This window comes from Kitasatospora aureofaciens, from assembly GCF_001188955.3.
Classification (GTDB): domain Bacteria; phylum Actinomycetota; class Actinomycetes; order Streptomycetales; family Streptomycetaceae; genus Kitasatospora; species Kitasatospora aureofaciens.
In genome coordinates this window covers 119,361-140,246 of the sequence record NZ_JPRF03000021.1, presented here as the reverse complement: position 1 = coordinate 140,246, position 20,886 = coordinate 119,361, and the positions used below count along the sequence as shown (strand labels likewise).

The window sequence follows — 20,886 nt, the reverse complement described above, 5'->3', positions numbered from 1 at the left end:
CCTACCGGCCGGGGGCGGTCGCCGGCGGGGTGTCCAACACGCGGAAGGAGATGCCCGCCGCGACCAGCCGGTCGATCAGCGGCCGACCCATCGCCACCGCCGTGGTCAACTGTCCCGCCAGCGGCGGCAGGTCGTCGTACGCCAGGCAGAGCGCCGACTCCGCGAGCATCTTCGCGGTCTCCTGGTAGCCGGGGTCGCCCCCGGACACCTCGGTGAGGACCGTCCGTCCGTCATGCGCCCGCGCCACGAACCGGACGGCGAACCAGGACCGTGCCCACTGCTCCGCACCGGGCCCGTCGCCGGGCTTGCGCAGCCGCCCCAGGGCCCGGCGCAGCAGCGGCAGCTGGGCGGCGACGGCGAGCGCCGCGACCGCGGCGACACCGCCGAGGGCGATCGGCAGCCGCCGCACCGCCGCGTAGTGTGCGTAGCCGAAGTCCGGGCCGTAGTTCTCCAGCGCGGCGGCCGAGCGGGACACCACCTGCGGGTCGATCGTGGGCAACGGCAGCGCCCAGGCCCGGGCCGCCCGCGACCGGTGCGGGCGTCCGGCCGGGGTGCGGACCAGCCGTCCCTTCGGCCGGGGCTCGACCGCGCGGCGCGCCCGGGCGGCCCGGGCCATCGCCCGCGGTCGGGAGAAGGCCGTCATGGCCGAGGCGAAGGTGCCGCCGGAAACGGTGCCGCCGGCGCGGACGAAGCCCTCGACCGAGACCCGGGCCGCCGGGCCGCCGCGGCGCAGCAGCTCCTCGACGGTGAACAGCACGCCGAGGTCGTGCGGTACCGAGTCGAAGCCGCAGGCGTGCACCAGCCGTGCGCCGGTGGCCAGCGCCCGCTCGTGGTGCCGCAGGTACATCCGGTCGACGAACTCCGGCTCGCCGGTGAGGTCCACGTAGTCGGTGCCGCTGTCCGCGCAGGCTGCCACCAGCGGTTCGCCGTGCCGCAGGTACGGGCCGACCGTGGAGACCACCACCCTGGCGTCGGCGGCCACGGCGCGCAGCGCCTCGCGGTCCGCGGCGTCCGCGACCAGAAGGGGGAGGTCGGCGCAGCGCGGGTCGATCCGCGCCAGCTTCGTCCGGACGGCGGCGAGCCTGTCCGCGCCCCGTCCCGCCAGTGCCCAGCGGCTGTCGTCGGGTGCACACCAGAATCCGTCCGCGGGCGGTGTGGGCGGCGTAGTGGGCGTCGAGGGTGGGACCTGCGCACCGGCCAGGCGATCGGCCATCCCCTCACCGGCCACACCGGCGAGGTGAACGCGGTGGCATGCACCACGCTCGACGGGATCCCCGCCGCTGTCACGGCCAGCGCCGATACGACGGTGCGGGTGTGGGACCTGCGCACCAGCCAGACGATCGGCGACCCTCTCATCGGCCACACCGGACGGGTGACTGCGGTCGCATGCAGCATGCTCAACGGCATGCCCGCCGCTGTCACGGCCAGCGCCGACAAGACGGTGCGGGTGTGGGACCTGCGCACCGGCACCGCTACGGCAGTGGTCGCACTCAGTGCCCCTTACGGCGTCGCCCTCACCACCACCGGCGACCTCGTCGTCGCCTTTCAAAGCGACATCGCGCTCTACCGACGCCAAAGGTATGACGGCACGGCACATTTCTGAGACCGCGTTGTCAAGCGGATAGGGCGACGTTGCGGCAGCGCAGGGGCCGGCAGTCAAGCAGTCCTGTCCGTGACACCTGATCTGATGCCACGGCAACGCGAGGTGGGTGACTCACTGAGCGAGTTCCGCGGCCCCGGGGATTCCCCGCTTGCTGTAGACAGCCATGGTCAAGCGTAGTGTCTTCAACTCCCGCTTGTTGCGGTCGGACGCCACGCCGTCCATGACAGGCACTGGTCCCAGAGGAAGCCGCCAACGACGCCGAAGCGGAAGCGGTGATGTGGCACGGCCCGCCGCCGCCAGGCCTGTCCATCCGAACCTCGGGAGGCAACGGTGTAAACGCCGTTTACTCCGTCACCGATGATTCCCTTCCCGGCAGGCGCAGACCAGGACGGGCTGGGCACCTCGCGGTGCCCAGCCCGTCAGTCAAGATCCCCTTGCGATCAACTGTCGGCTGCGCTCTCCGGCGCGTACTCCTCCAGCCGACCCAGCACCTTAGTGGCGACGACCCTCAGCTCATCGGGCTGCAGAAAACGACAAAGCCAGGTCGCCACCCCATCAAGGTCACGCCAGTCGGGCACTCCGACCCCGCCGGACGGCACACCCGTCCTGTCCCCCTCCTGCAGCTGCCGCCGGACCATGTCCACCGAAGGCTCCGCCGTCGAGAGCGTGACCCGGTCACGCTCATCGGTGCGGGCCTCGCGCTGGTCCGGAAGACCCACGGAGTAAACGCCGTTTACTTCGCCACCAGCACTGGGGTCCCCGGCAGTAGGTGCCGAGCCGTGCTCAATCGCCTTCTCCCCCGCCGGACGCTCTGCACGTTTGGCCGTTCGAGCCGCCTTCGCAGCCTGCTTTTCGGCGGCAGCCTGCTTCGCGGCCTCGGCCCGCTCGTGCTGCTCGGCCCGGGTGATCTTCCCAGCACGGGCCTCGGCGCCGATCCTGCGCGCGTCCTCGATGGCCAGCTCTCCGGCTTCCGCCTGCTCCTGAAGCTCAGGAGAGAGATGGAGCAAGGCCAACCGCTGTCCCACCCACGCGCGGGACTTGCCCAGCGCCCGCGCGACGGCGGCCTGGTTGCCCTTGTACACCGTGTTCAGCAGCTGCTCAATCGCTTGGGCCTCTTCGAACGGCGACACGTCCTCGCGGTGGGCATTGGCGATCAGAGCCGCCTCGACCATGTCCGAAGCCCGCGAGACCAGCTCATCATTGAGGTCCACCCGCAGCGTTTTGAGCCCGGCCTGCTGCGCAGCCCGCAGACGGCGGTTCCCGTCGAGCGCGATGAAGTCCGCCTCGCCGACCGCCTCCGCCTGATCAGGGTGGGCGTCGAGGAACGCGCCACGGCTCACCACGGTGACCGGCACAATCTGCCGACGGGTCAAGCTCTCGGCGAGCTCGTCGATCGACTCGCTGTCGATGGTCTTCCGCGGGTTGAGCGGATTGAAAACGATCGAGGACACCGGCGCCGACGACGCACGCCGCACCCGACCGGTAGCGTCCAGCGCCTCACTGCGCGCCCGCACCTCGTCACCACGCACCGCGCCCTGAGCCAGCGCCCCGAACGACCCGCCACCACCCTGCAGCTTCTTGGCGATACTCACGACAGCCTCCGACGAATCTCACGCATCCGCTGCGCCTGGATCGATGTCGGGGCGTACATGAGCAGCGGCTGCTTCACGTGAACGGCCTCCCGCTGCTCCTTGAGGTCGGGAACGACGGAGACGACGGGCGGTGTGCCAAGGGACGGCCAGTTGTCGAGGGAGTGCGTGGCGACGTAGCCCTTGCGCTTATCGAACTTGTTGACGACGAGTCCGAGCCGGTCGATGTCGACCTCGTAGTCGAGGCTGACGGTACGGATCTGGCTGTCCAGCATCGCGTAGGCGTCTGCGGAGGAGTCTTCCGCTTCCACGGGGACGAGGATGGTTGAAGGCCAAGGCTCTGCTGGACTCGGAGCACGCGCGCAGGGCCATCGGTGAGGTGGCCGTTCCGTACGGCGTGTGCACTGAGCCCAGCAACGTCGCCGCCGGCGGGCAGGACTGCCCCGTGCGGTTCCGCTGCGTCGGCTGCGGGCACTTCCGCACCGACGTCTCCTACCTGCCCGACCTGGAGGCGTACCGCCGACCTGCTGCGGAACCGGGAGCGACTGCTGTCGGCCGTCGACACCGATAACTGGGCAAAGCGCGAGGCCATGCCCTCCGATGAGGAGATCGCGCGGGTCCGCCGACTGATCGGACGGGTCAAGACCGAACTCGACGGACTCGGGGAGAACGAGCACGCCCAGATCCGGGAAGCCGTCGCCATCGTCCGCCGTGCCCGCAACGGCGTGGTCGGACTCGGCCTGCCTCGCATCCGCCAGCCCCTGCCCGACGTACGAGTGGAGCGCACCGCATGACTACTACCAACCCGATGATCGAGGGCCGGCGGACTGACTCAGCTCGCCGACGCGAACGCGTCCTCAAGGCCCTCCGACACGCTGCGAGGAACGGCACCGCGATGAGCGTGTCCGCGATCGCCCGCGCCGCCGGGGTGGACCGCACCTTCCTCTACCGGCACCGCGACCTACTCACCCAGATCCACGCAGCCTCCAGCGAACCGCCCGGCACAGACGGAACGGGCCCCCTGGTCAGCCGGGCCTCGCTCCAAGCCGATTTGGCCAGCGCCAACGACCGGGCCGGACGGCAGGCGGCTCAGATCCGACAACTGGAGCACAAAATCGCCGAGTTGCTCGGCGAACAGGTCTGGCACGAATCCGGAATCGGCGCCCCAGCAGACATCGAACAACTACACCGCCGCATCACGGCCCTGGAGCAGCAGCTTGTAGATCTCACCGCCCAGCTCGACGAGCGCGCCCAGGAACTTGAAGCCGCACGAGCAGCCAACCGCGAGCTGATGACCAGGCTGAATACCCGGTCCCAGCCAGCTGGCCTGGTACACCAGGCCGAAAGCTAAGGACGGCAGGCGTCCCTGCGAGGTGGGTCGGACCTTCGGCGTAACTGGCGGAGCGTCAGTTAGGGGCTCTACCCTCGTGGGCGAATGCGTCGGGCGGTCGAGTCGTGAGGTATCTCAGGGCGGGAAGACGAGGGGAGCGCTTCATGTCGAAGGCGGCATTTCGGTTTCCTGCACTGCAGTCGCACGATCCGGACAGTCTCGGGGGCTTTCGGCTGGTGGCGCGGCTGGGCGAGGGAGGTATGGGGCAGGTGTTCCTTGCCCTTTCCCCCGGCGGCCAGCCGGCGGCTGTAAAGGTGATCCGTAACGAGTTCGCCAGGGACGCGGAATTCGGGCAGCGATTCGCGCGCGAGGTGAGCGCCGCGCAGAAGGTGCGCGGCGCCCACCTCGCACCGCTGCTAGACGCCGACCCCCAAGCCGAGCGGCCATGGCTGGCCACGACGTACGTGGCCGGGCCGTCCCTGCGGGACCTGGTGGTCGAGCACGGACCACTGCCTGCCGGTCAGGTGACGCTGCTGGCCTGGGGCATCGCCCACGCCCTCGCCGACATCCACGCCGCGAAGGTGGTGCACCGGGACCTCAAACCCGGGAACATCATCCTGGACGAGAGCGGCCCGAAGGTCATCGACTTCGGCATCGTCAAATCCCTGACACAATCGGTGACCTACACCAGCCACTCCACCCGGATCGGCACCCCGCTGTACATGTCGCCCGAGCAGGCCGCGGGCCGGGCCGTGGGTGCGGCCTCCGATGTCTTCGCCCTCGGCTCCACCCTGTACTTCCTCGCCACCGGCCGTGAGGCGTTCGCCGCGGAGAACGAGTGGGCCGTCGCCCACCGCGTCGTCGCTGACACCCCGGACGTCTCTGTCATCGCCCCGCCGTTACGCCAGCTGATTGCCGCCTGCCTGCACAAGGACCCCGACCAGCGCCCGACACCGGTACGTGTGCGGAAGTGGTGCGAGGAGGAACTGGGTGACGTGCTCGGTCCGGGTGCTTGGATGGGGATCACTGGTGCCCGTGCGGCGATCCAGGAGCGCACCGGCGCTTTGCGTGCCCTCACCGCCCCTGACGCGGTAGCGGCCAGCACCGTCTCCCCCGATCAGCCGGATTCCCCCAGTGTCACCGCGGACAACGTAGGCGGCAAGACACCAACGATCAGGCCCGTCGCATCGCCAGCTCCCGCCGCGGTGCCCGATCCTCAGAAGCCACCGACGCAGGGGTCGAAACCGACCGCGCTCGCCACTGTGGGCGGCGTGATCGCCACACATGTGACGGAGATCCTCCTGGCAGCGGCGGCGCTCCTCGGGGCGAGCCTCCTGCCGTTCATGTCGGAGACCTGGAAGGAGAAGTCCTCCGGCACTCAAGTGGCACATGTGACGGAGGCCTTCAACTGGCACCACCCATGGGAAGCAGTTCCCAGCGGCATCCCCGGAGTGGCAACGACCTGGCAGGTGATACCGGTCGGGATCATCGGCACAGCAGCCGGCCTCGTCTTCGCAGCCCTGTTCCTGCTGAAGCTGGCCAGCGACCATGACCTCAAAATGTGGGGCCGGGCGGCAGGCGGGATCTGTGCTGTCTGGATCTTCGTCTTCGCGCTAATCGGTCTGGTGGTGCTCGCGATGACATTCGGCTTGGAGCCTTCGGATGACAACCCGGCATACACAGATCGCGGCGCGTACATGCCTGGGGGGTGGTTGCTACTCCTGGCAAACGGCCTGATGGCCCACGCGCTCTCGCGCACACAGGGATATCTCAAGAGGCGGCCAGCGGGAACCGCCTGACGTCGGCAGTGCCCGCTGGTACCCGCCCGATCAGCAGCCGATGCACCAGGTCGCGTCAGTGAGCCTCCTTGCACCACACATGTTGCGATCAGTAGGTTCGGGCTCCAAGCCACTGAGCTGCGGACACTCCGAGAACGTCCGCGCCGGGACTGGTGCCCCCGAGAGAAGCGGCCAGCCACGGCTGGCGGATCGTCAGCGCGGGGACTTCGGCGGCGAGCTGCGCCATCGGTTCGGGCAACTCGCCGATGCGGCGCAGCGCCTCGGGGAGGGCGGTGTCCCCGTCGCCTTCGAAGCACATGCCGCGGTCGTCGATGTAGATCGCTCCACCGAGTTTCTTGTTGGTCACCAGCAGGGGGGCGCCGGTCCTTGTTCTGGTAGTCGCTGTGTCCCTCACCCCTGGTGTCGCACTGGTCTGGTCATCAGGCGAAGGCCTGCTGGTACGGGATGTGCCTGCAGCTGTCGCTTTCCGTCCTTCGCTCAGACAGCCGCGACGTGATTGAGGTCTTGTCGCGTCGCGACATCCCCTCAGCGTGCTGGCTCTTCGAGGACGAGGCCGGGTTCTCGATGACGCCGCCGCGCGCACCTGGGGTCGGCGCGGGCACACGCCCGTCGTCCGTGTCCGGGGACGCTCGCGCCGCCGGATCTCGGTGGCCGCGCTGTGTTGCTACAAGCCCGGCGAGAAGAGCCGGATGACCTACCGGCCCCGCTTCCACCATCCGCTGAAGGGGGCCCGCAAGAGCTTCGCCTGGACCGACTACCACGACCTCGCCGTCCGCGCGCACATCCAGCTCGGCGGCCCCATCGTCCTGGTCTGGGACAACTGTGAGACTTGCGACGTGCCGCTGGGACCGGAAGCCTGACCCGTGGGACAACTGGCCGCAGTGCCCTGTTTAGGATCTTTCGACGTCCGGTCCCAGCGGTGAATGCTGTCGCCGGCCCGGTGAGCGTGTCCCGATAGGGGCTTTGCTGCACGGAGCACCATCACAGTTCTGACCGCCTGCCGGACCGGCGTCGGCCACCAGCCCCAGTTCGAGGAGCCTTGTGACCGCCGCCAGCTTGTCCCAGCCCGCACTCAACACGCAGCATGATTCGGCCCTGGCCGAGGACGTGATCCTGGGGGTTGACACCCACAAGGACATCCACGTCGCCGCCGTGATCACCACCCTGGGAGCATCCCTCGCACACCAGGAGTTCCCGACCACTGCCGTCGGCTATCGCCAACTCATTTCCTGGGCAAAGTCGTTCGGCATCGTCCGGCGCGCTGGCATCGAGTGCACCGGCTCCTACGGAGTCGCACTGACCCGGGCCCTGCGTCGGGAGCACATCGACGTCATCGAGATCAATCAGCCCGACCGCGCCACCCGACGCAAGCGGGGCAAGACCGACGCCATCGACGCGGACGCTGCCGCGCGGGCCGTCCTGTCGGGACGCGCGACCACCATACCGAAGACCGCAGACGGTCCGGCAGCGGACTTGCGGGTTCTGCGGTTGGCCAAGGAATCGGCCGTCAAGGCGCGCACTCAGGCGATGAACCAGCTCAAGGCAGTCCTCCTTGCCGTCGAGCCGGACCTTCGCGAACTGCTCACCGGCTTGACCAATCCGGCGCTGGTCGCCACCTGCGTGGCACTGGGCGAGGATCGAGGTGAGGCCGTCTTCACGATGCGCCTGCTCGCCCGCCGGATCCAGAACCTTGGTCAGGAGATCAAGGAGTTGACCCGGCGAATGACCGCAGCTGTCCGGTCCAGCCGGCCCCAGCTCCTGGATCTCGTCGGCGTCGGCCCCGACAGTGCCGCGGTCCTCCTCTCCGCCGCAGGTGACAACCCGGACCGGCTCACGGACGAGGCGTCGTTCGCCGCATTGTGCGGGGTCAGCCCAGTCGAGCAATCCTCCGGGAAGACCCAGCGGCGACGGCTGAACCGCGGCGGTCACCGGCAGGCCGACGCTGCCCTCTACCGCATCGTCCAGTCCCGCCTGCGCTGGGATGAACGCACCCAGGCCTACCTGCAACGGCGCACCGCCGAGGGCATGTCCAGGCGTGAGATCATCCGCTGCCTGAAGCGCTACGTCGCCCGAGAGCTCTACCGGCACATCCGGCCTTCTGCGAGTCCAGTCACTCCTTCGGCAGTTTGACGAACCATAGGGGCATCCTGAACACCCACCTGACCGCCGGCATGAAGCGCTACGCGGCCGAGCACGACTGGCTCACCGTCTTCCAGCTGCCCTCATACGCACCGGACCTCAACCCGGTCGAAGGCCTCTGGTCACTCCTGCGGCGCGGCCCGATGGCGAACAAGGCCTTTACCGACGCTGACCACCTCCCCCGCACCCTCCGCCGAGGCCTGCGACACATCCAGCTCCAGACCGCCCTTATCGAGGGATGCCTGGCCGGCACCGGTCTGCCACTCGATCCACCGACTCCACCCTGAAAACCTCAGTACCCGAACCTGCGCTCCGCGCCGTCGCGCGCCGGCCAGGCTCTGTCATCGGCGGCCAGCCATGGCTCGTGCGCGGCGGCGGCGGGAGTTGTCCCGGTGAACGCGCGGACGTCGTGGTGGAGGTGGGACTGGTCGGCATAGCCGCCGTCCGCGGCCACCTGCGCGGGGGTGTCTCCGCGGACCAGGCGGTGGATGGCGTGATCGAAGCGGACCAGCATGGCGGCGCGTTTGGGTGTCAGGCCGATCTGCGAGCCGAAGCGTGACCACGTGCGCTGCCGACTCCAGCCGATACGGCCTGCGAGCTCGCTCACGCGGGCCTGTCCGTGGCTGGCGACGATCCGGCGCCAGGCCCAAACCACTTCGGGATCAACCTCCCTGCCCGCATGGAACCGGGTCATCAGTTCCATGTCGATCAGCGCGAAGCGCTCCGGCCAGGTCCGCGCATGGTGAAGCCGCTCTCGCAGGCGCGGCGCGGCACGGCCCCACAGGTCGTCGAGCGCGATGACGCTCCCGCGCAACTCCGCGAGTGGGAGTCCGAGTACAGGGTGCGCGACCAGCGGAGACAGGCGTATCTGCACACACTCGACGTCCTCGGCGCACACCTGGAAGGCGCTGAAGCCGAGCCCGGCGGTCAGACTCTCCACCCGCATCCGGCCGACCGCGCCGTCGATGTCGAACGGGCGGTCACCGAGCTCGACAGCCACGGTGACGGCCGGGTGAGGAATGGCTCGTAGATCGATCGGGCTGCCACCCCGAATGCGGAACCCGGCCATGTCGACACCGGGCAGCGCGGTCACCCGCGACGGTCGCGCGATCTCCCAGGCAGCGGTGGAGTCTGCCGTCCGGACAACAGGTTGCACACCCCGACGGTACGAGCGGCTCGGCACCGGAATCAACCACCGTGCGAGGCGCGACATTTCTCCAAGACGCCCCGCGCCCGCCACCGCGAGAGTGATGGCACCCAGCACCGACCGACGGAGGAGCCATGGACGAGACGACCACCCCGCAGAACAAACTCACCCACAGCCGCCCGGACGCGGCACCGAACGTCCCGCGCAGACGGCGGGTGCGGACCCGCCGGTGGCGGATCACCGCGCTGGCCGCTGGCGTGCTGGCCCTCCTCCTCGCGGGAAACACGGTGTCCGTGCTCACGGAAACGGCCGGGGCCTCCGGCGACCAGATCGTGCGCATTCCCGGCGGGGACCTCCACGTCGTCCAAGACGGGCCGCCCGACGCGCCCACGGTGGTGCTCCTGCACGGCCTCGGCGGCTCGACGGCGTGGTGGAACCCGGTCCTGCCGGCGCTGCGGGACCTACACGTGGTGCGGGTGGACCTGCTCGGGCACGGCAGATCGGCCAAACCGGCCAGCGGCTACGGCATGGCGGAGCAGGCGCGCCGGGTCGCTGCCGCGCTCGACCGGCTCGGGGTGCACCGCGCGACCGTCGTCGGGCACTCCACCGGCGGTGCCGTCGCCACCGCGCTGGCCGAGCAGCGCCGCGACCTGGTGGGGGCGATCGCACTGGTCGACACCGGCCCGCGGCTAGACGCGTACATCGGCGACAGCTTCGCCGCCCACCTGATGTCCACGCCGGTGGTGGCGGAACTCATCTGGCGCCTGCGCACCGACGGCACCATCCGCGCCGCGCTGAGCTCCGCGTTCACCCGCGACGTGAAGATCCCTGACCGGATCGTCGCCGACGTCCGGGGCATGACCTACCGCAGCCTCACCGCGACCGACGCGGCGTCCAGCGCGTACCTGAAGGAACGGCCCATCCCCGACCGGCTCGCCGGCCTCGGCCTGCCGACCCTGGTGGTCTTCGGTTCCCAGGACCACCGCTGGCGCCCCTCCTCCGCCCAGGACTACCGCCAAGTCCCTCACGCCCGCATCGAGATCCTCGACGGAGTCGGCCACACCCCCATGCTCGAGGACCCCGACACCACCGGAACCCTCCTCCACGGCTTCGCCATCGAAACCGCGCCACACTGATCACTCATGGGTCAGGGTCCACCGCTGGTACTCGACGCCGTGGGCGGCCGGCTCCTCGGTGGTCAGGCCCCCACCCTGCGCATGCCGCATACCACCGGCGCACCACGGGGAGGATCACCGCTTGTCGCCACCCGACAACGGCACGAAAACCGTAGAAGACCGCACAGTCCGACCGGCCTTCAGCTCACAGCCTGAGCGCCCCGCCCGGGGCGCTCAGGCCGCGGCCGTACTCGGTAAGAGCGAGCGAGCCGTGCCCTACTCGCGGATGCCTGCTGCTTCGATTGCCCGTCGGCGGGTTGCCCGCCAGGTCGCTGCCGACGCGGTGACCAGGGCGACGAGGGCGCAGAGCGCGATGGTCCCCCCGATCTGGGTCCATGGGATCACCGTCGGCGCGCCGGTCACGAGCTTGTTCAGCGAGACGTGCTGGGTCGCCGCGGCGAGGCCGGTCGCCAAGGCGGCGAGCACGGTGCCCACGACTACCGCCACGGCCGACTCGGCCGCGGCCACCTTCACGATCTGACTGCGCACCGTTCCGGCCAGCCCGAGGAAGGCGAACTCTCGTCGTCGTCCGGTCGTCGCCATGATCAGGGTGTTGGCGACCGCGATCAACGCGTAGGCCAGCGCGATCCCGAGGATGATCACCGCGGCATTGTCCGTCTGCTCTGCGGCGTGCGCGCGCTGGGCCTCCAGGTAGGCGTCGTGGCTCATGACGTGTGCGCCGGAGCCGGCCAGCGCCTGGTTCACCGCGGCCGTCCGCTGCGCGTCGAGCGGCAGGCCCGCGCCCGTCTGGGAGTCGAGGTAGACCCGGCTCGGCATCACCGCGCCGGTCAGTGATGCGGACAGGTAGGTGTCGTCGCCGTTCAGGCCGCGTGCGACGACCGCGGCGATGACGGTCGGCACCCGCGCGCCGGTCGGCAGCAGGGTGACCACATGGTCCCCGGCCGAGAGACCGTCGGACTGGGCCGCGTGCTCGTCGATGACCAGGAAGTTGTCGGGCAGCGAGGTGAGCGAGCCGGAGACCACGGGTGGTGTGATGGTCGTGCCCAGCGCGGACGCGGGTACCGCGTTCGTGCTCAGCGAGTCGATCTGCTCGCCCTTCGCGGTGCCGATTCGGATGTTCATCGAGGTGACCGGGGTGACCTGCACCCCGGGCACGGCCGCCAGCTTCTCCAGCGTCCGCGCGTCGATCCCTGTGCCGCCGGGCACCACCACGTCGGCCGCGTGGACCTCCTGCTGCTGGCGGGCCAGGACCGCGGCGTCACCGGACTTCTGCATCGTCAGCAGGGTGGCGACCAGCCCGACAGCCACCACGATCGGCGCCACCGTGGCGGCGGTGCGCCGCCGGGAGGTGAGGATGTTCTCGCGCACCAGCAGCGGGCGGGCCTTGGCCGATCCGCGCAGCGGGCCGATCAGCAGCCGGGTGACCGGCCGCAGCAGGATCGGCGCCAGCAGGGTGACCGCGCCGACGTACAGGACCGGGACCGCCTCGTACTTGCGGGCGCTGGCCGCGAGGTAGGGCTCGGTCCGGCCGATGACGATCCCGAAGACGACCGCGCCGATCAGCATCCCGGTTCCCAGCAGCCATCGCACGGGTGTCATCACGCGGCGCTCCACCACGCTCTCGCGCAGCACCTCGATCGGGCGCACCAGTGAGACCCGGACCAGGGTGGCGGCCGAGCCGGCCAGTGCCGCGGTCACGCCGATGACGAAGGAGAGCAGCAGCGGCAGCGGGTGGAAGGGGATGGTGAACCAGGACGGGGCCACGTTGTGGTCGAGCATCCAGGAACGCAGCGGCACGGTGCACAGCGGGGCGAGGATGCAGCCGGCGATCGCGGCGGCCAGGCCGATCAGCAGGGCTTCGCCGAGGACCATGCGGCGCACCTGTCGGGGGGCTGCGCCGACCAGGCGCATCAGGGCGAGTTCGCGGCGGCGCTGTTCGGTGGCGAAGGCGAAGGTGGCGATGACGACGAACACGGCGACGAACACCGCGAGTCCGGTGGTGCTGCCGGCCATGGCCTGGGCGTTGGCCAGGGCCTGGGCGCCGCCGGTGGTGTCGGTGTCGAGCCGGGTCAGGTCATCGCCGGTGAGAACCACGGCCTGACCGCCGACGAGGGCGGACAGCTGCTTGGCGTTCTGGTCGGTGACCAGGGCGTTGACGCCGGGCGACAAGCGCTCGGCCTCGGCATCGCCGAAGAAGACCGCGTTCTCGAACCAGAGCGCGTCGGTGACCCCCACCACCCGGTAATGGCCGGCTCCGTCGGAGGTGGCGGCCTGGGCCTGACGCCCGATCAACGTCTGGTCGCCGCCGCCGACGACGATCTCGTCCGCAGTCTGCGGCGCGCGCCCGGCCGTCAGGTGGTAGCCCGCGAAAGCGGCCGAGGACCAGGGGTGACCGGTCGTCCCCGCGGAACCGGGGTTCAGCCGTACTGGGAAGCTGCGGTCGGGTGTGGCCTTGCCCGCCGCGCTCACCTTCGTCACGACCTCGGCCGGCAACACCGCCGGGGCCTTCATCGCACGTCCCTCGAAGCCCTGCGGCGCGACGACCGTGTGGGCTTCCTTGAACCGCTGCGGGCCCGGGTGCGGCGTGCCGAAGGTGGCCGCCAGGGTCAGCGTCATCATGCCGATCATCGTCGTGCCGAGCGCGAGGGCGAGGAAGGCGCCCACGAGGCCTATCCAACGGTAACGCAGGGTGGCTACGGCGATTCTCAGCACGGGTTCGCCCCGCTCCCGCCGGGCTCCAGCGCGGTCATCCGCAGGGCCACCGTCTCGGCCGTCGGCTCGAACAGCTCGCCGGTCACCTTGCCATCGGCGAGGAAGACCACCCGCTGCGAGTACGAAGCGGCCACCGGGTCGTGCGTGACCATGATCACCGTCTGCCCGTGCTCCTCGACGACACCGCGCAGCAGCGCCAGGACCTCCCGCGCGGTACGCGAGTCCAGCGCGCCGGTCGGCTCGTCCGCGAAGATCACCTTGGGCCTGGTCACCAGCGCACGCGCGATGGCGACCCGCTGCTGCTGACCGCCCGACAGCTCGGCGGGCCGGTGCTCGCCACGCTCCGCGAGGCCGACCTCGGCCAGCCCTCGGTCGATCGCCACCGAGTCGATCGGGCGCTCGGCCAACCGCAGCGGCAGCTCGACGTTCTGCCGGGCCGTCAGCGCCGGGATCAGGTTGAAGGACTGGAAGATGAAGCCCATGTGCTCGCGGCGCAGCTCGGTCAGGGAACGCTCGGAGAGCTCGTGCAGCGGCGCGCCGTCGAGCAGAACCTGGCCCGCGTCGACTCGGTCGAGGCCCGCCGCACACTGCAGCAGCGTCGACTTGCCCGAACCCGAGGGGCCCATGATGGCGGTGAAGGTGCCCGCCTCGAAGTCGATGTCCACCCCGTCAAGCGCCCGCACCCGATTGTTACCACGGCCGTAGGTCTTGTGCACGGCAGTCAGGCGGACAATGTCGCCCACCCTCTTTGCACCGACGAAGGCCGGGCTCGAAGCCCGTGCCGGTAGAGCCTTGTTCCGGAACACTCGCTCGCCTTTTCCGTGGGGGCATCGGTCGGGGGCATCGGTCACCCGCCTCACCGACGCTAGGGCCGTTCATGGCATCCACGCCTCCGGACTGCCCCTGATCTCGACCCTGAGGAACCCCTGACCTGTGCTGTGCGACATCCCGCGGGTTCTCCTGAGCCCGCCGTAGAAGTGTCACGCGATCCGACGCTGAGCTCGGCCGACGGCATCACTCCGGCGAGGGATAGCGCAACACCTGTTGCACCCGATAGCGTCCTCAGCACTGCCGTTGAGCTGCGCCGACTCACCTCACCTCGTCGTGCAACACCGATCTGCCCCAGAGAAAGGTGACCCACCCGGCGACGGCGGAGTGGAATCGACGGTGGCGGGCGGTGTAGTTATGGGGGTCCGCCGTGCAGGTACTCACCCTGGTTCCCTGCTTGTCACTGATCAGCGGCACACTGCGCACATGAGTACTGATCCACATGCCGTCCGGATGACCCTCGATCTGACCTGGGTCGAATCCATGGGTGGTCCTCTGATCGTCGTCCCGGTGTCCGCACTGCAGTACTGGGGCGGCTGCACTGAGGACGGCATGATCATCGGTGAGAGCGACCAGCCAGACGACTACGACCGGGCCTGCGGGGTCGAGGGCCTGGCCGAGGTGATCGGCCTGCGCGGCCGCAGCGACGTCTCCGCGCTGGTGCTGGGCGACGAGCCCGCCACCACCTGCTACCTGCCCGAGCAGGGGGCCTTCGTGCGCTGGCTCGCCGCCGACTCCGACGCCGAGCTGCTCGCCGCTGCCGAAGCGGCGCTGAACGACCCGGCGACGCCTTGGGAGGAATGCGGTCTCTGGGAGACCGACGGACCGGCGGTCCTCATGGACTCCGCCGAGGCCGGCAAGAACCTCGGCGTGCCATACCCGGATGGCAGAGGCGAGCCGGACCAAGCCCCCGTCCACCTGCCCGCAGGGCGCTGGAGGGTCCGCGCGTTCCAGAAGACCGGCGACTCCCCTTGGATCAGCGTGGTTCAGCTCCTTCTACAGGTCGACGGCCAGTCGACAACGGCTCCTTGACTCGCACGCGGTCCTCACGGGTTCGACCTGCGTGCGGTCCGGAAGTCCTGGTACTCGTCGCAGACGATGCCGTCGTTGACCCAGCGTCGCGGGTCTGCGGCGAGTTCACGCTCGGACAGATGCAGGGCCTCCTTGGGGGTGGGCAGGACAGCGATTTCCCGTCCCCAGGTCTCGTCCTCGGGGTCCAGGGACGGGAACTCGGTGATGTCGAGGAAGGCGTCGGTGCCGACGTCTTCGACCTCGCTCAGGTAGATGGTGATGCCCGCACAGCCGGGGCTTAGGGCGATCCAGCGGAGCCCGGGCCGGCCGTCGATTTCGATGGCGCCGAGGAACTGCTCAATCTGCTTCCCGCGTTGGAGGCCGCTGAGGGCAAAGGCGGGGGTGAGGTGCCGCATGGCAGCTCCTCTGTTCTGGTCGGACAGGCGTCCCGGACGGTCAGCCTGAAAGGATTTGTCGAGCCTTCACCAGACGCTCTCGATGGTCTTCGATCCAACCCGCGGGCGGGGACATGGGCAGGCTGACCGTCACCTGCGAGGACGGGTCATCGCTGATCGACACCCCGATCGCCCTGGGGCTGAGCGGCTTGATCTTCAGCTGGACCGTCCGGCCGGAGTTCAGCCATGAGACGAACCTGTTCCCGGCAAGGCTGTCGAGAGCCTCTTCCCACATGTCGAGGTCGAAGGCCGAGATCCCCACCCGGAAGTTGCCAGAGACGGTCTCTGTCGACACGACGAACTCACACTCCAGGAACCCACCGCCCGGATCCGGTCGCTGCAGCACCCGCAACGCGACGACATGACCGCTCGTCCCAGGCGGGTCGGCAAGGTAGATCAGATCGTCCAGTGCGTCGTCCATCACAGCCCTCTCACTCGATCTCGAACAAGGGCATCATTCCGGACGACACCGACACGCCCCGGGGCGCTCTCACTTCTCACCGACCCTTCGCGCGCCACTGGCAGGCATCTGGTCTCCAAAGCCACCAACGACTGCTCTCGATGGCCACCTGCACAACCAGAGCTCACACCCGCAACCCCGGAGGCACGGACACTGGGACCGGTCCGAAGGCCTTACAACGCCCAACAGGCGCTCACGATCGATACGCGGCGTGGTGATGGCTGCGCAGCCGGGGGCTACGGATCGCGGGCAACCCGACCAGGGTGTCCCTGAAAGCGCCGTCGTGGGGTTCCAGGGAGTACCAGGGGCGAGATGGCAGTGGGTAGTCGTCGCCCAGGACACCTGCCGGGATCACCCCGGGGGCGGGCGGTGGCGGTGGTCATGGCGGTGCTGCTCCCTTCCGGGACGCGGCGGGGCCGGCGGCCCCACCCGGGGCCGCCGACGGGTTCAGGGCTGCTTGGGCCGGAGGGTGAGGAGCCGGCCAACGCGAACCGGGTGGTGGCCGGACCACCCCGGCCGGGGTGGTCCGGGTCCGGGGCGAGGTGAACGTGCTGCTCGGTTGCGAGCGTCCAGTCGGCCCAGGGCAGGTCGGTGATGCGCGGGGAGTGGACGAGGCGGGTGGCGGTGGCGATGCGCAGCAGGAACAGCGCCATGCGCTGGCCGTAGGAGGCGGGGGACTCGCTGCGGCCGCGGGCGGGGTCGGACGCGGCCGCGTAGTCGCCGAGCGGGTGGCGGGCGGTGCCGGCCGGGCCGTACGGCTGCTGCCGGTGCAGGCCCCAGGCCGGGTCGAGCAGCGGGTCGTCCGGCATGCAGTAGCCGATCACCGCCTCGCTGCCGCCGTCCACGGGCCGGGTCGTGTAGAGCACGGCGTAGGCGCCCCAGTCGGGCCCGGCGCCTCCGCCGGTGCGGGACAGGGTGACCCTGCCCGCGCCGACGAGGTGGCCCGGCACGGTGTGCCGGCGGGCGGCCATGGTCAGCCGGCCTGGGCGAGCGTATCGGGGTGAACGTCGTACCAGGCGCGCAGCACCGCCTGGGGGATGACTCCGCGGTCCGCGACCGGGTGCCCATGCAGGTTCGCCCAGGCGCGGATCGTGTTGCGGACGGTTTCGTCGGCGGGCTGCGCCAGCTCGGCGGAGCCAGCAGCCGCCCCGGCCCGGGTGCTCGACGCCGAGGTGGTGGGCTTGCCGGCCTTGGCGTCGCGCAGGGCCTGCTCGGCGCTCGCCAGCTGCGCCTTGAGGGTGGCGACCTGCTGCTCGTACATGGCCACGGCCTGGTCGGCCTCGCGCTGCGCGGTGAGCTTCTCCAGCGCCTGGCGGGCCTGCTCGGCCGCTCGCTGGACCTTGGCCTGCGGGTGCTGGGCGCCCCAGGCGAGGAGCTCGTCCACGGCGGTGCCGAACTCCGGGCCCGCGTCGCCGGTCTCGGTCTGAGGGTTCCGGGCGGCGAGGGCCTGCAGCTCGCGGAGCGCACGGAGCAACCCCCCGCGAGCGCGGGGCCGACCGCCTCGCCACGCACTGCGGGTTGTCGTCGGCGGTTGAACCGTGGTTCTGGATCACTTTCCGTGCCAGAGCCACGGAGCGTCACCAGAGCCGCGATCATGAACGATCGTGGCTCACGCTCTCCTCCAGAACCTCTGGTTCCACCACACCGACAACGTCGAGCTCAACACCATCACCATCCACCACCAGCACGTGACCATCCACGCCGCAACCACCGGCGACGTCATGCCGCGTGGAGGACGCGAAGGCGGAGCAGGTCGAAGTTGGCTCGGCCGAACATCTGCCGCTTCAGCATTTTGATCTTGTTGTTGTGGCCCTCGACTGCACCGGAGCTGTAACGGAGGCTGAGCCCGGGGGTGTGTCCAGCCAACGGTGTAACTCAGGTTGATTTGTACTACCGGCGGCCGATGGAGAGTCGGCCGTCGAAGGTGATCTCGAAGGCGTTCAGTGCGGCCTTCCAGCGGGTGGTCCAGCGTTTGCGGCCGGCTCCGGTCGGGTCGAGCGCCATGATGGCCATGTAGACGCACTTCAACGCGGCCTGCTCGTTGGGGAAGTGGCCGCGGGCTCGGACGGCCTTGCGGATGCGGGCGTTGACCGACTCGATCGCGTTGGTGGTGCAGACGACCCGGCGGATCTCGGTGTCGAACTGGAGGAAGGGGACGAACTCGGCCCAGGCGTCCGACCACATCTTCACGATCGCCGGATACTTGTCGCCCCAGGCCTCCTGGAACTCCAGGAACCGGTCCTCGGCCGCTTTCGCGGTCGGGGCGGTGTAGACGGGCTTGAGTGCCTTCGAGATCTTGTCCCAGTCCTGGCGAGCTGCGTATCGAAAGGACGCGCGCATCAGGTGGACCACGCAGGTCTGGGTGATGGCCTGCGGCCAGACGGTCTCGATGGCGTCGGGCAGGCCCTTGAGGCCGTCGCAGACGACCATGCACACATCGCCGACGCCGCGATTCTTGATCTCGGTGAGGACGTGGAGCCAGTACTTGGCGCCCTCGCCGCCGTCGCCGGCCCACAGACCGAGGATCTCGCGGGTGCCCTCGACGGTGACCGCGAGCGCGACGTAGATCGGGCGGTTCGCCACCTGACCATCGCGGATCTTCACGTGGACGCAGTCGATGAAGATCACTGGGTAGACCGGGTCCAGGGGCCGGTTCTGCCACTCGGCCATCCCGTCGATCACCTTGTCGGTGATGGTGGAGATGGTCTGCTTGGACACGTTCGCGCCGTAGACCTCGGCCAGGTGGGCGGAGATCTCACCGTGTGTCAGGCCCCGGGCGGACAGGGACAGGACCATGTCGTCCACGCCGGTCAGCCGGCGCTGGCGCTTGCGCACGATCTGCGGCTCGAAGCTGCCCTCCCGATCGCGGGGCACGTCGATCTCGACCGGCCCTACGTCGGTGACCACGGTCTTCGAGCGGGTGCCGTTGCGGGAGTTCCCCGAGCCGGCGCCGGCCGGGTCGTGCTTCTCGTAGCCGAGGTGGTCGGTGATCTCGCCCTCCAGGGCGGCCTCCAGGACGCGTTTGGTGAGCTGCTGCAGGAGCCCGCCCTCGCCGGTCAGTTTGACGCCTCCGGCGCGGGCCCGGTCGACCAACTGCCCGATCAACTGCTCGTCCAGTACGTCCGGCGCGAGCTCGACCGGCCGGACTTCCTCAACCGCCTCCGCGGAGACGATCACGTCGCTCATCAGGTGTTCTCTCTTGATCGGGAGTTACACCGAAGACCGTACAGACCCGAGCCCGGCGGTGACGGCGTCGAGGTCCTGGCCGAGGCCGGTGACGAAGGTGTGCAGAGCGGGCAGGTCGTCGGCCTGAACAGCCACGATCCACTTGTCCAATTGCCGGCCTTCGCGGTTGTTCATCAGCTCGGCGAACGCGCGGACGTGGTGGGCGGTTCGGTCGAGTGCCGGGCACCGGGCCAGGATCGCCTTGAGCTGCTGGGCCTGGCCCTCGGTGAGGCGGTCGGGGCGGCGGGTGAGCCAGGTGGTCACATCCCGCACCGATGGTGCCTTACGGGGTGGGACGTGCGGGAGGCTCTCCCGGAGCTTGGCCACGTAGACCTTCACAACGTTCTCGCCGCCGGGGTATCCGCGCTCGCGTACTTCCTCGAACAGCCGGTGGGCGACGGTGCAGCCTTCGGCCCATCGCTGGTGCAGGTATGGCTTGTAGGGATCGAGGATGCTGGCGCGGCCGGTCCACCGCCCGACCAGGAGCTCGTCCGCGCACGCCGCATGCGCGTAGCGGCGGACAGTGTTCCGCGCCAGCCTGAGCTGGCGGGCGATCACCCGCAGTGCGATGCCCTGGTCAAGCAGGGCGTGGACGGCCGCGTGCTGTTCGCGGACCCGGTCGGACAGCCGGCCGGTGGTTCGCGGTTCCATCGGCGATGCCGCTTCGAGGTCCAGGTTCTCCATGACCGCGGCGGCCGTGGCGGTGGTGTTGTCGCTCGGCTCACGCAGCAGGGCTCGGTGCTGGACGACGGTCTTCTCGACAGCCTCGGCCAGGTTCGACCAAATGTGCCAGCGATCTGCGACATGGACCGCCTCCGGGGCACCGAGGCGACCGGCCTCGGCGAAGGCGGGAGACCGGTCCCTGCAGATCACCTCGACACCGGGATGCTCGGCGAGCCACCGGGCCACCGTCGACGTCGTGCGGTCCGGCAGCAGGTCGACGGGCTTGCGCGTCTCGATGTCGATCAGGATGGTGCCGTAGTTGTGCCCTTTGCGCAGGGCGAACTCGTCGATGCCCAGCACTCGCGGCGTCGCCGCTGCCCGCTCGGGCAGGGCACGTATCAGCCGCAGCAGCGTCGAGCGGCTCACCGGAACGGCGAGCGTGTCCGCGAGGCGCGATCCGGCTCGCCCAGCCAGCATCAATGCCAGGCGCTGCAACGCGGCGTGCAGCCCCTGGGTTCGCCGTCCGTGGCGGAACGTCAGCCCGGCTGCCTGCTCGACGAACGTGGCCCGCGGGCACGACAGTTCGCGACACCGGAACCGGCGGACCTGTAACTCGATCACGACCCGCCGCTGGCCTGCGGCGGTGTGGGCGAGCCGACGCCGGTACCGGCTGTGAACCCGCGCCGAGCTGGTTCCGCAGGACGGACAGGCCGCCCGGTCGCCGGTGGTTGCGGCGTGGATGGTCACGTGCTGGTGGTGGATGGTGATGGTGTTGAGGTCGACGTTGTC

The 20,886-nt window shown here is 69.8% G+C and carries 21 protein-coding genes and 3 pseudogenes; 10 read left to right on the top strand and 14 right to left on the bottom strand.

All coding sequences use genetic code 11. From position 1 onward, the window contains the following. Position 1: 1 nt before the first annotated feature. On the bottom strand, positions 2-1,213 hold the full coding sequence (locus HS99_RS13215) for a saccharopine dehydrogenase family protein (protein WP_050366123.1): 1,212 nt from the start codon (positions 1,211-1,213) through the stop codon (positions 2-4). On the opposite strand from HS99_RS13215, the gene HS99_RS13210 reads away from it, so the two are divergent. Continuing rightward, complete coding sequence (locus HS99_RS13210; protein WP_347337773.1) at positions 1,187-1,603, top strand: WD40 repeat domain-containing protein; 417 nt, start codon at positions 1,187-1,189, stop codon at positions 1,601-1,603. The two genes, HS99_RS13215 and HS99_RS13210, sit on opposite strands and share 27 nt — an antisense overlap. A 440-nt stretch (positions 1,604-2,043) precedes the next feature. Here HS99_RS13210 and HS99_RS13205 read toward each other — a convergent pair whose 3' ends face one another. Both HS99_RS13205 and HS99_RS13200 read right to left on the bottom strand, forming a co-directional pair. Then, positions 2,044-3,195: a ParB/RepB/Spo0J family partition protein gene (locus tag HS99_RS13205; protein ID WP_050366122.1), complete on the bottom strand. Its 1,152-nt coding sequence runs from the start codon at positions 3,193-3,195 to the stop codon at positions 2,044-2,046. Further along, positions 3,192-3,503: a hypothetical protein gene (locus HS99_RS13200; RefSeq protein ID WP_141763713.1), complete on the bottom strand. Its 312-nt coding sequence runs from the start codon at positions 3,501-3,503 to the stop codon at positions 3,192-3,194. The genes HS99_RS13205 and HS99_RS13200 overlap by 4 nt, the downstream gene beginning before the upstream one ends. A gap of 14 nt (positions 3,504-3,517) precedes the next feature. Here HS99_RS13200 and HS99_RS45830 point away from each other — a divergent pair, with 14 nt between their 5' ends. The 4 genes from HS99_RS45830 (at position 3,518) to HS99_RS13180 (ending at position 6,321) form a co-directional block, all read left to right on the top strand. Next, on the top strand, positions 3,518-3,763 hold the full coding sequence (locus HS99_RS45830) for a hypothetical protein (protein WP_043389290.1): 246 nt from the start codon (positions 3,518-3,520) through the stop codon (positions 3,761-3,763). A gap of 19 nt (positions 3,764-3,782) precedes the next feature. Continuing rightward, on the top strand, positions 3,783-3,986 hold the full coding sequence (locus HS99_RS45825) for a hypothetical protein (protein WP_050366121.1): 204 nt from the start codon (positions 3,783-3,785) through the stop codon (positions 3,984-3,986). Continuing rightward, positions 3,983-4,543: a DUF6262 family protein gene (locus HS99_RS13185; protein ID WP_030556182.1), complete on the top strand. Its 561-nt coding sequence runs from the start codon at positions 3,983-3,985 to the stop codon at positions 4,541-4,543. Before HS99_RS45825 ends, HS99_RS13185 begins: the two co-directional genes overlap by 4 nt. A gap of 143 nt (positions 4,544-4,686) precedes the next feature. After that, on the top strand, positions 4,687-6,321 hold the full coding sequence (locus HS99_RS13180) for a serine/threonine-protein kinase (RefSeq protein WP_050366120.1): 1,635 nt from the start codon (positions 4,687-4,689) through the stop codon (positions 6,319-6,321). Between the two features lie 88 nt (positions 6,322-6,409). Here the strand turns inward: HS99_RS13180 and HS99_RS13175 are convergent, their stop codons facing one another. Further along, complete coding sequence (locus HS99_RS13175) at positions 6,410-6,667, bottom strand: hypothetical protein (RefSeq protein ID WP_030556186.1); 258 nt, start codon at positions 6,665-6,667, stop codon at positions 6,410-6,412. A 191-nt stretch (positions 6,668-6,858) separates the two neighbouring features. Between HS99_RS13175 and HS99_RS13170 the strand changes: the two are divergent. From HS99_RS13170 to HS99_RS13160, 3 genes and pseudogenes are all read left to right on the top strand, one after another. Further along, a pseudogene (locus tag HS99_RS13170) lies at positions 6,859-7,142 on the top strand (IS630 family transposase); the annotation flags it as partial. A 220-nt stretch (positions 7,143-7,362) separates the two neighbouring features. Then, complete coding sequence (locus tag HS99_RS13165) at positions 7,363-8,451, top strand: IS110 family RNA-guided transposase (RefSeq protein ID WP_030556190.1); 1,089 nt, start codon at positions 7,363-7,365, stop codon at positions 8,449-8,451. Between the two features lie 17 nt (positions 8,452-8,468). Next, positions 8,469-8,747: pseudogene (locus tag HS99_RS13160) on the top strand (transposase); the annotation flags it as partial. 5 nt (positions 8,748-8,752) lie between these two features. On the opposite strand, the gene HS99_RS13155 reads toward HS99_RS13160, so the two are convergent. After that, positions 8,753-9,529: a helix-turn-helix domain-containing protein gene (locus HS99_RS13155; RefSeq protein WP_232543284.1), complete on the bottom strand. Its 777-nt coding sequence runs from the start codon at positions 9,527-9,529 to the stop codon at positions 8,753-8,755. A gap of 212 nt (positions 9,530-9,741) precedes the next feature. Here HS99_RS13155 and HS99_RS13150 point away from each other — a divergent pair, with 212 nt between their 5' ends. Further along, positions 9,742-10,743 (top strand): alpha/beta fold hydrolase, encoded by a 1,002-nt coding sequence (locus HS99_RS13150; protein WP_030556193.1) that lies wholly within the window; start codon positions 9,742-9,744, stop codon positions 10,741-10,743. 255 nt (positions 10,744-10,998) lie between these two features. On the opposite strand, the gene HS99_RS46540 is transcribed toward HS99_RS13150, so the two are convergent. Together HS99_RS46540 and HS99_RS13140 are read right to left on the bottom strand one after the other, a co-directional pair. After that, the gene (locus tag HS99_RS46540) at positions 10,999-13,407 is read right to left on the bottom strand and encodes an FtsX-like permease family protein (RefSeq protein ID WP_050366119.1); all 2,409 of its coding nucleotides are present in this window, start codon (positions 13,405-13,407) and stop codon (positions 10,999-11,001) included. 41 nt (positions 13,408-13,448) lie between these two features. After that, on the bottom strand, positions 13,449-14,180 hold the full coding sequence (locus tag HS99_RS13140; protein WP_370863255.1) for an ABC transporter ATP-binding protein: 732 nt from the start codon (positions 14,178-14,180) through the stop codon (positions 13,449-13,451). A 529-nt stretch (positions 14,181-14,709) separates the two neighbouring features. On the opposite strand from HS99_RS13140, the gene HS99_RS13135 reads away from it, so the two are divergent. Continuing rightward, entirely contained in the window at positions 14,710-15,315 is a 606-nt protein-coding gene (locus tag HS99_RS13135) for an Imm21 family immunity protein (RefSeq protein WP_046385395.1), read from the top strand. Between the two features lie 14 nt (positions 15,316-15,329). Here HS99_RS13135 and HS99_RS13130 read toward each other — a convergent pair whose 3' ends face one another. The 7 genes and pseudogenes from HS99_RS13130 to HS99_RS13105 all read right to left on the bottom strand — a co-directional run bounded on the left by HS99_RS13130 (position 15,330) and on the right by HS99_RS13105 (position 20,844). Beyond that, on the bottom strand, positions 15,330-15,710 hold the full coding sequence (locus tag HS99_RS13130) for a hypothetical protein (RefSeq protein WP_030556199.1): 381 nt from the start codon (positions 15,708-15,710) through the stop codon (positions 15,330-15,332). 40 nt (positions 15,711-15,750) lie between these two features. Further along, complete coding sequence (locus HS99_RS13125) at positions 15,751-16,170, bottom strand: DUF5959 family protein (protein WP_141763712.1); 420 nt, start codon at positions 16,168-16,170, stop codon at positions 15,751-15,753. Positions 16,171-16,445: 275 nt separating this feature from the next. Then, positions 16,446-17,180: a hypothetical protein gene (locus HS99_RS13120; RefSeq protein ID WP_043389300.1), complete on the bottom strand. Its 735-nt coding sequence runs from the start codon at positions 17,178-17,180 to the stop codon at positions 16,446-16,448. 2 nt (positions 17,181-17,182) lie between these two features. Further along, a complete protein-coding gene (locus HS99_RS13115) occupies positions 17,183-17,683 on the bottom strand; it encodes an Lsr2 family DNA-binding protein (protein WP_030598645.1) in 501 nt (166 codons plus the stop codon). Between the two features lie 245 nt (positions 17,684-17,928). After that, positions 17,929-18,054: pseudogene (locus HS99_RS43260) on the bottom strand (transposase); the annotation flags it as partial. A 45-nt stretch (positions 18,055-18,099) separates the two neighbouring features. After that, positions 18,100-19,386 carry an IS256 family transposase gene (locus tag HS99_RS13110; protein WP_370863245.1) on the bottom strand — a complete coding sequence of 429 codons (1,287 nt, stop codon included), beginning with the start codon at positions 19,384-19,386 and terminating at the stop codon, positions 18,100-18,102. A 33-nt stretch (positions 19,387-19,419) separates the two neighbouring features. Next, entirely contained in the window at positions 19,420-20,844 is a 1,425-nt protein-coding gene (locus HS99_RS13105; protein ID WP_157846678.1) for an ISL3 family transposase, read from the bottom strand. Positions 20,845-20,886: the final 42 nt, after the last annotated feature.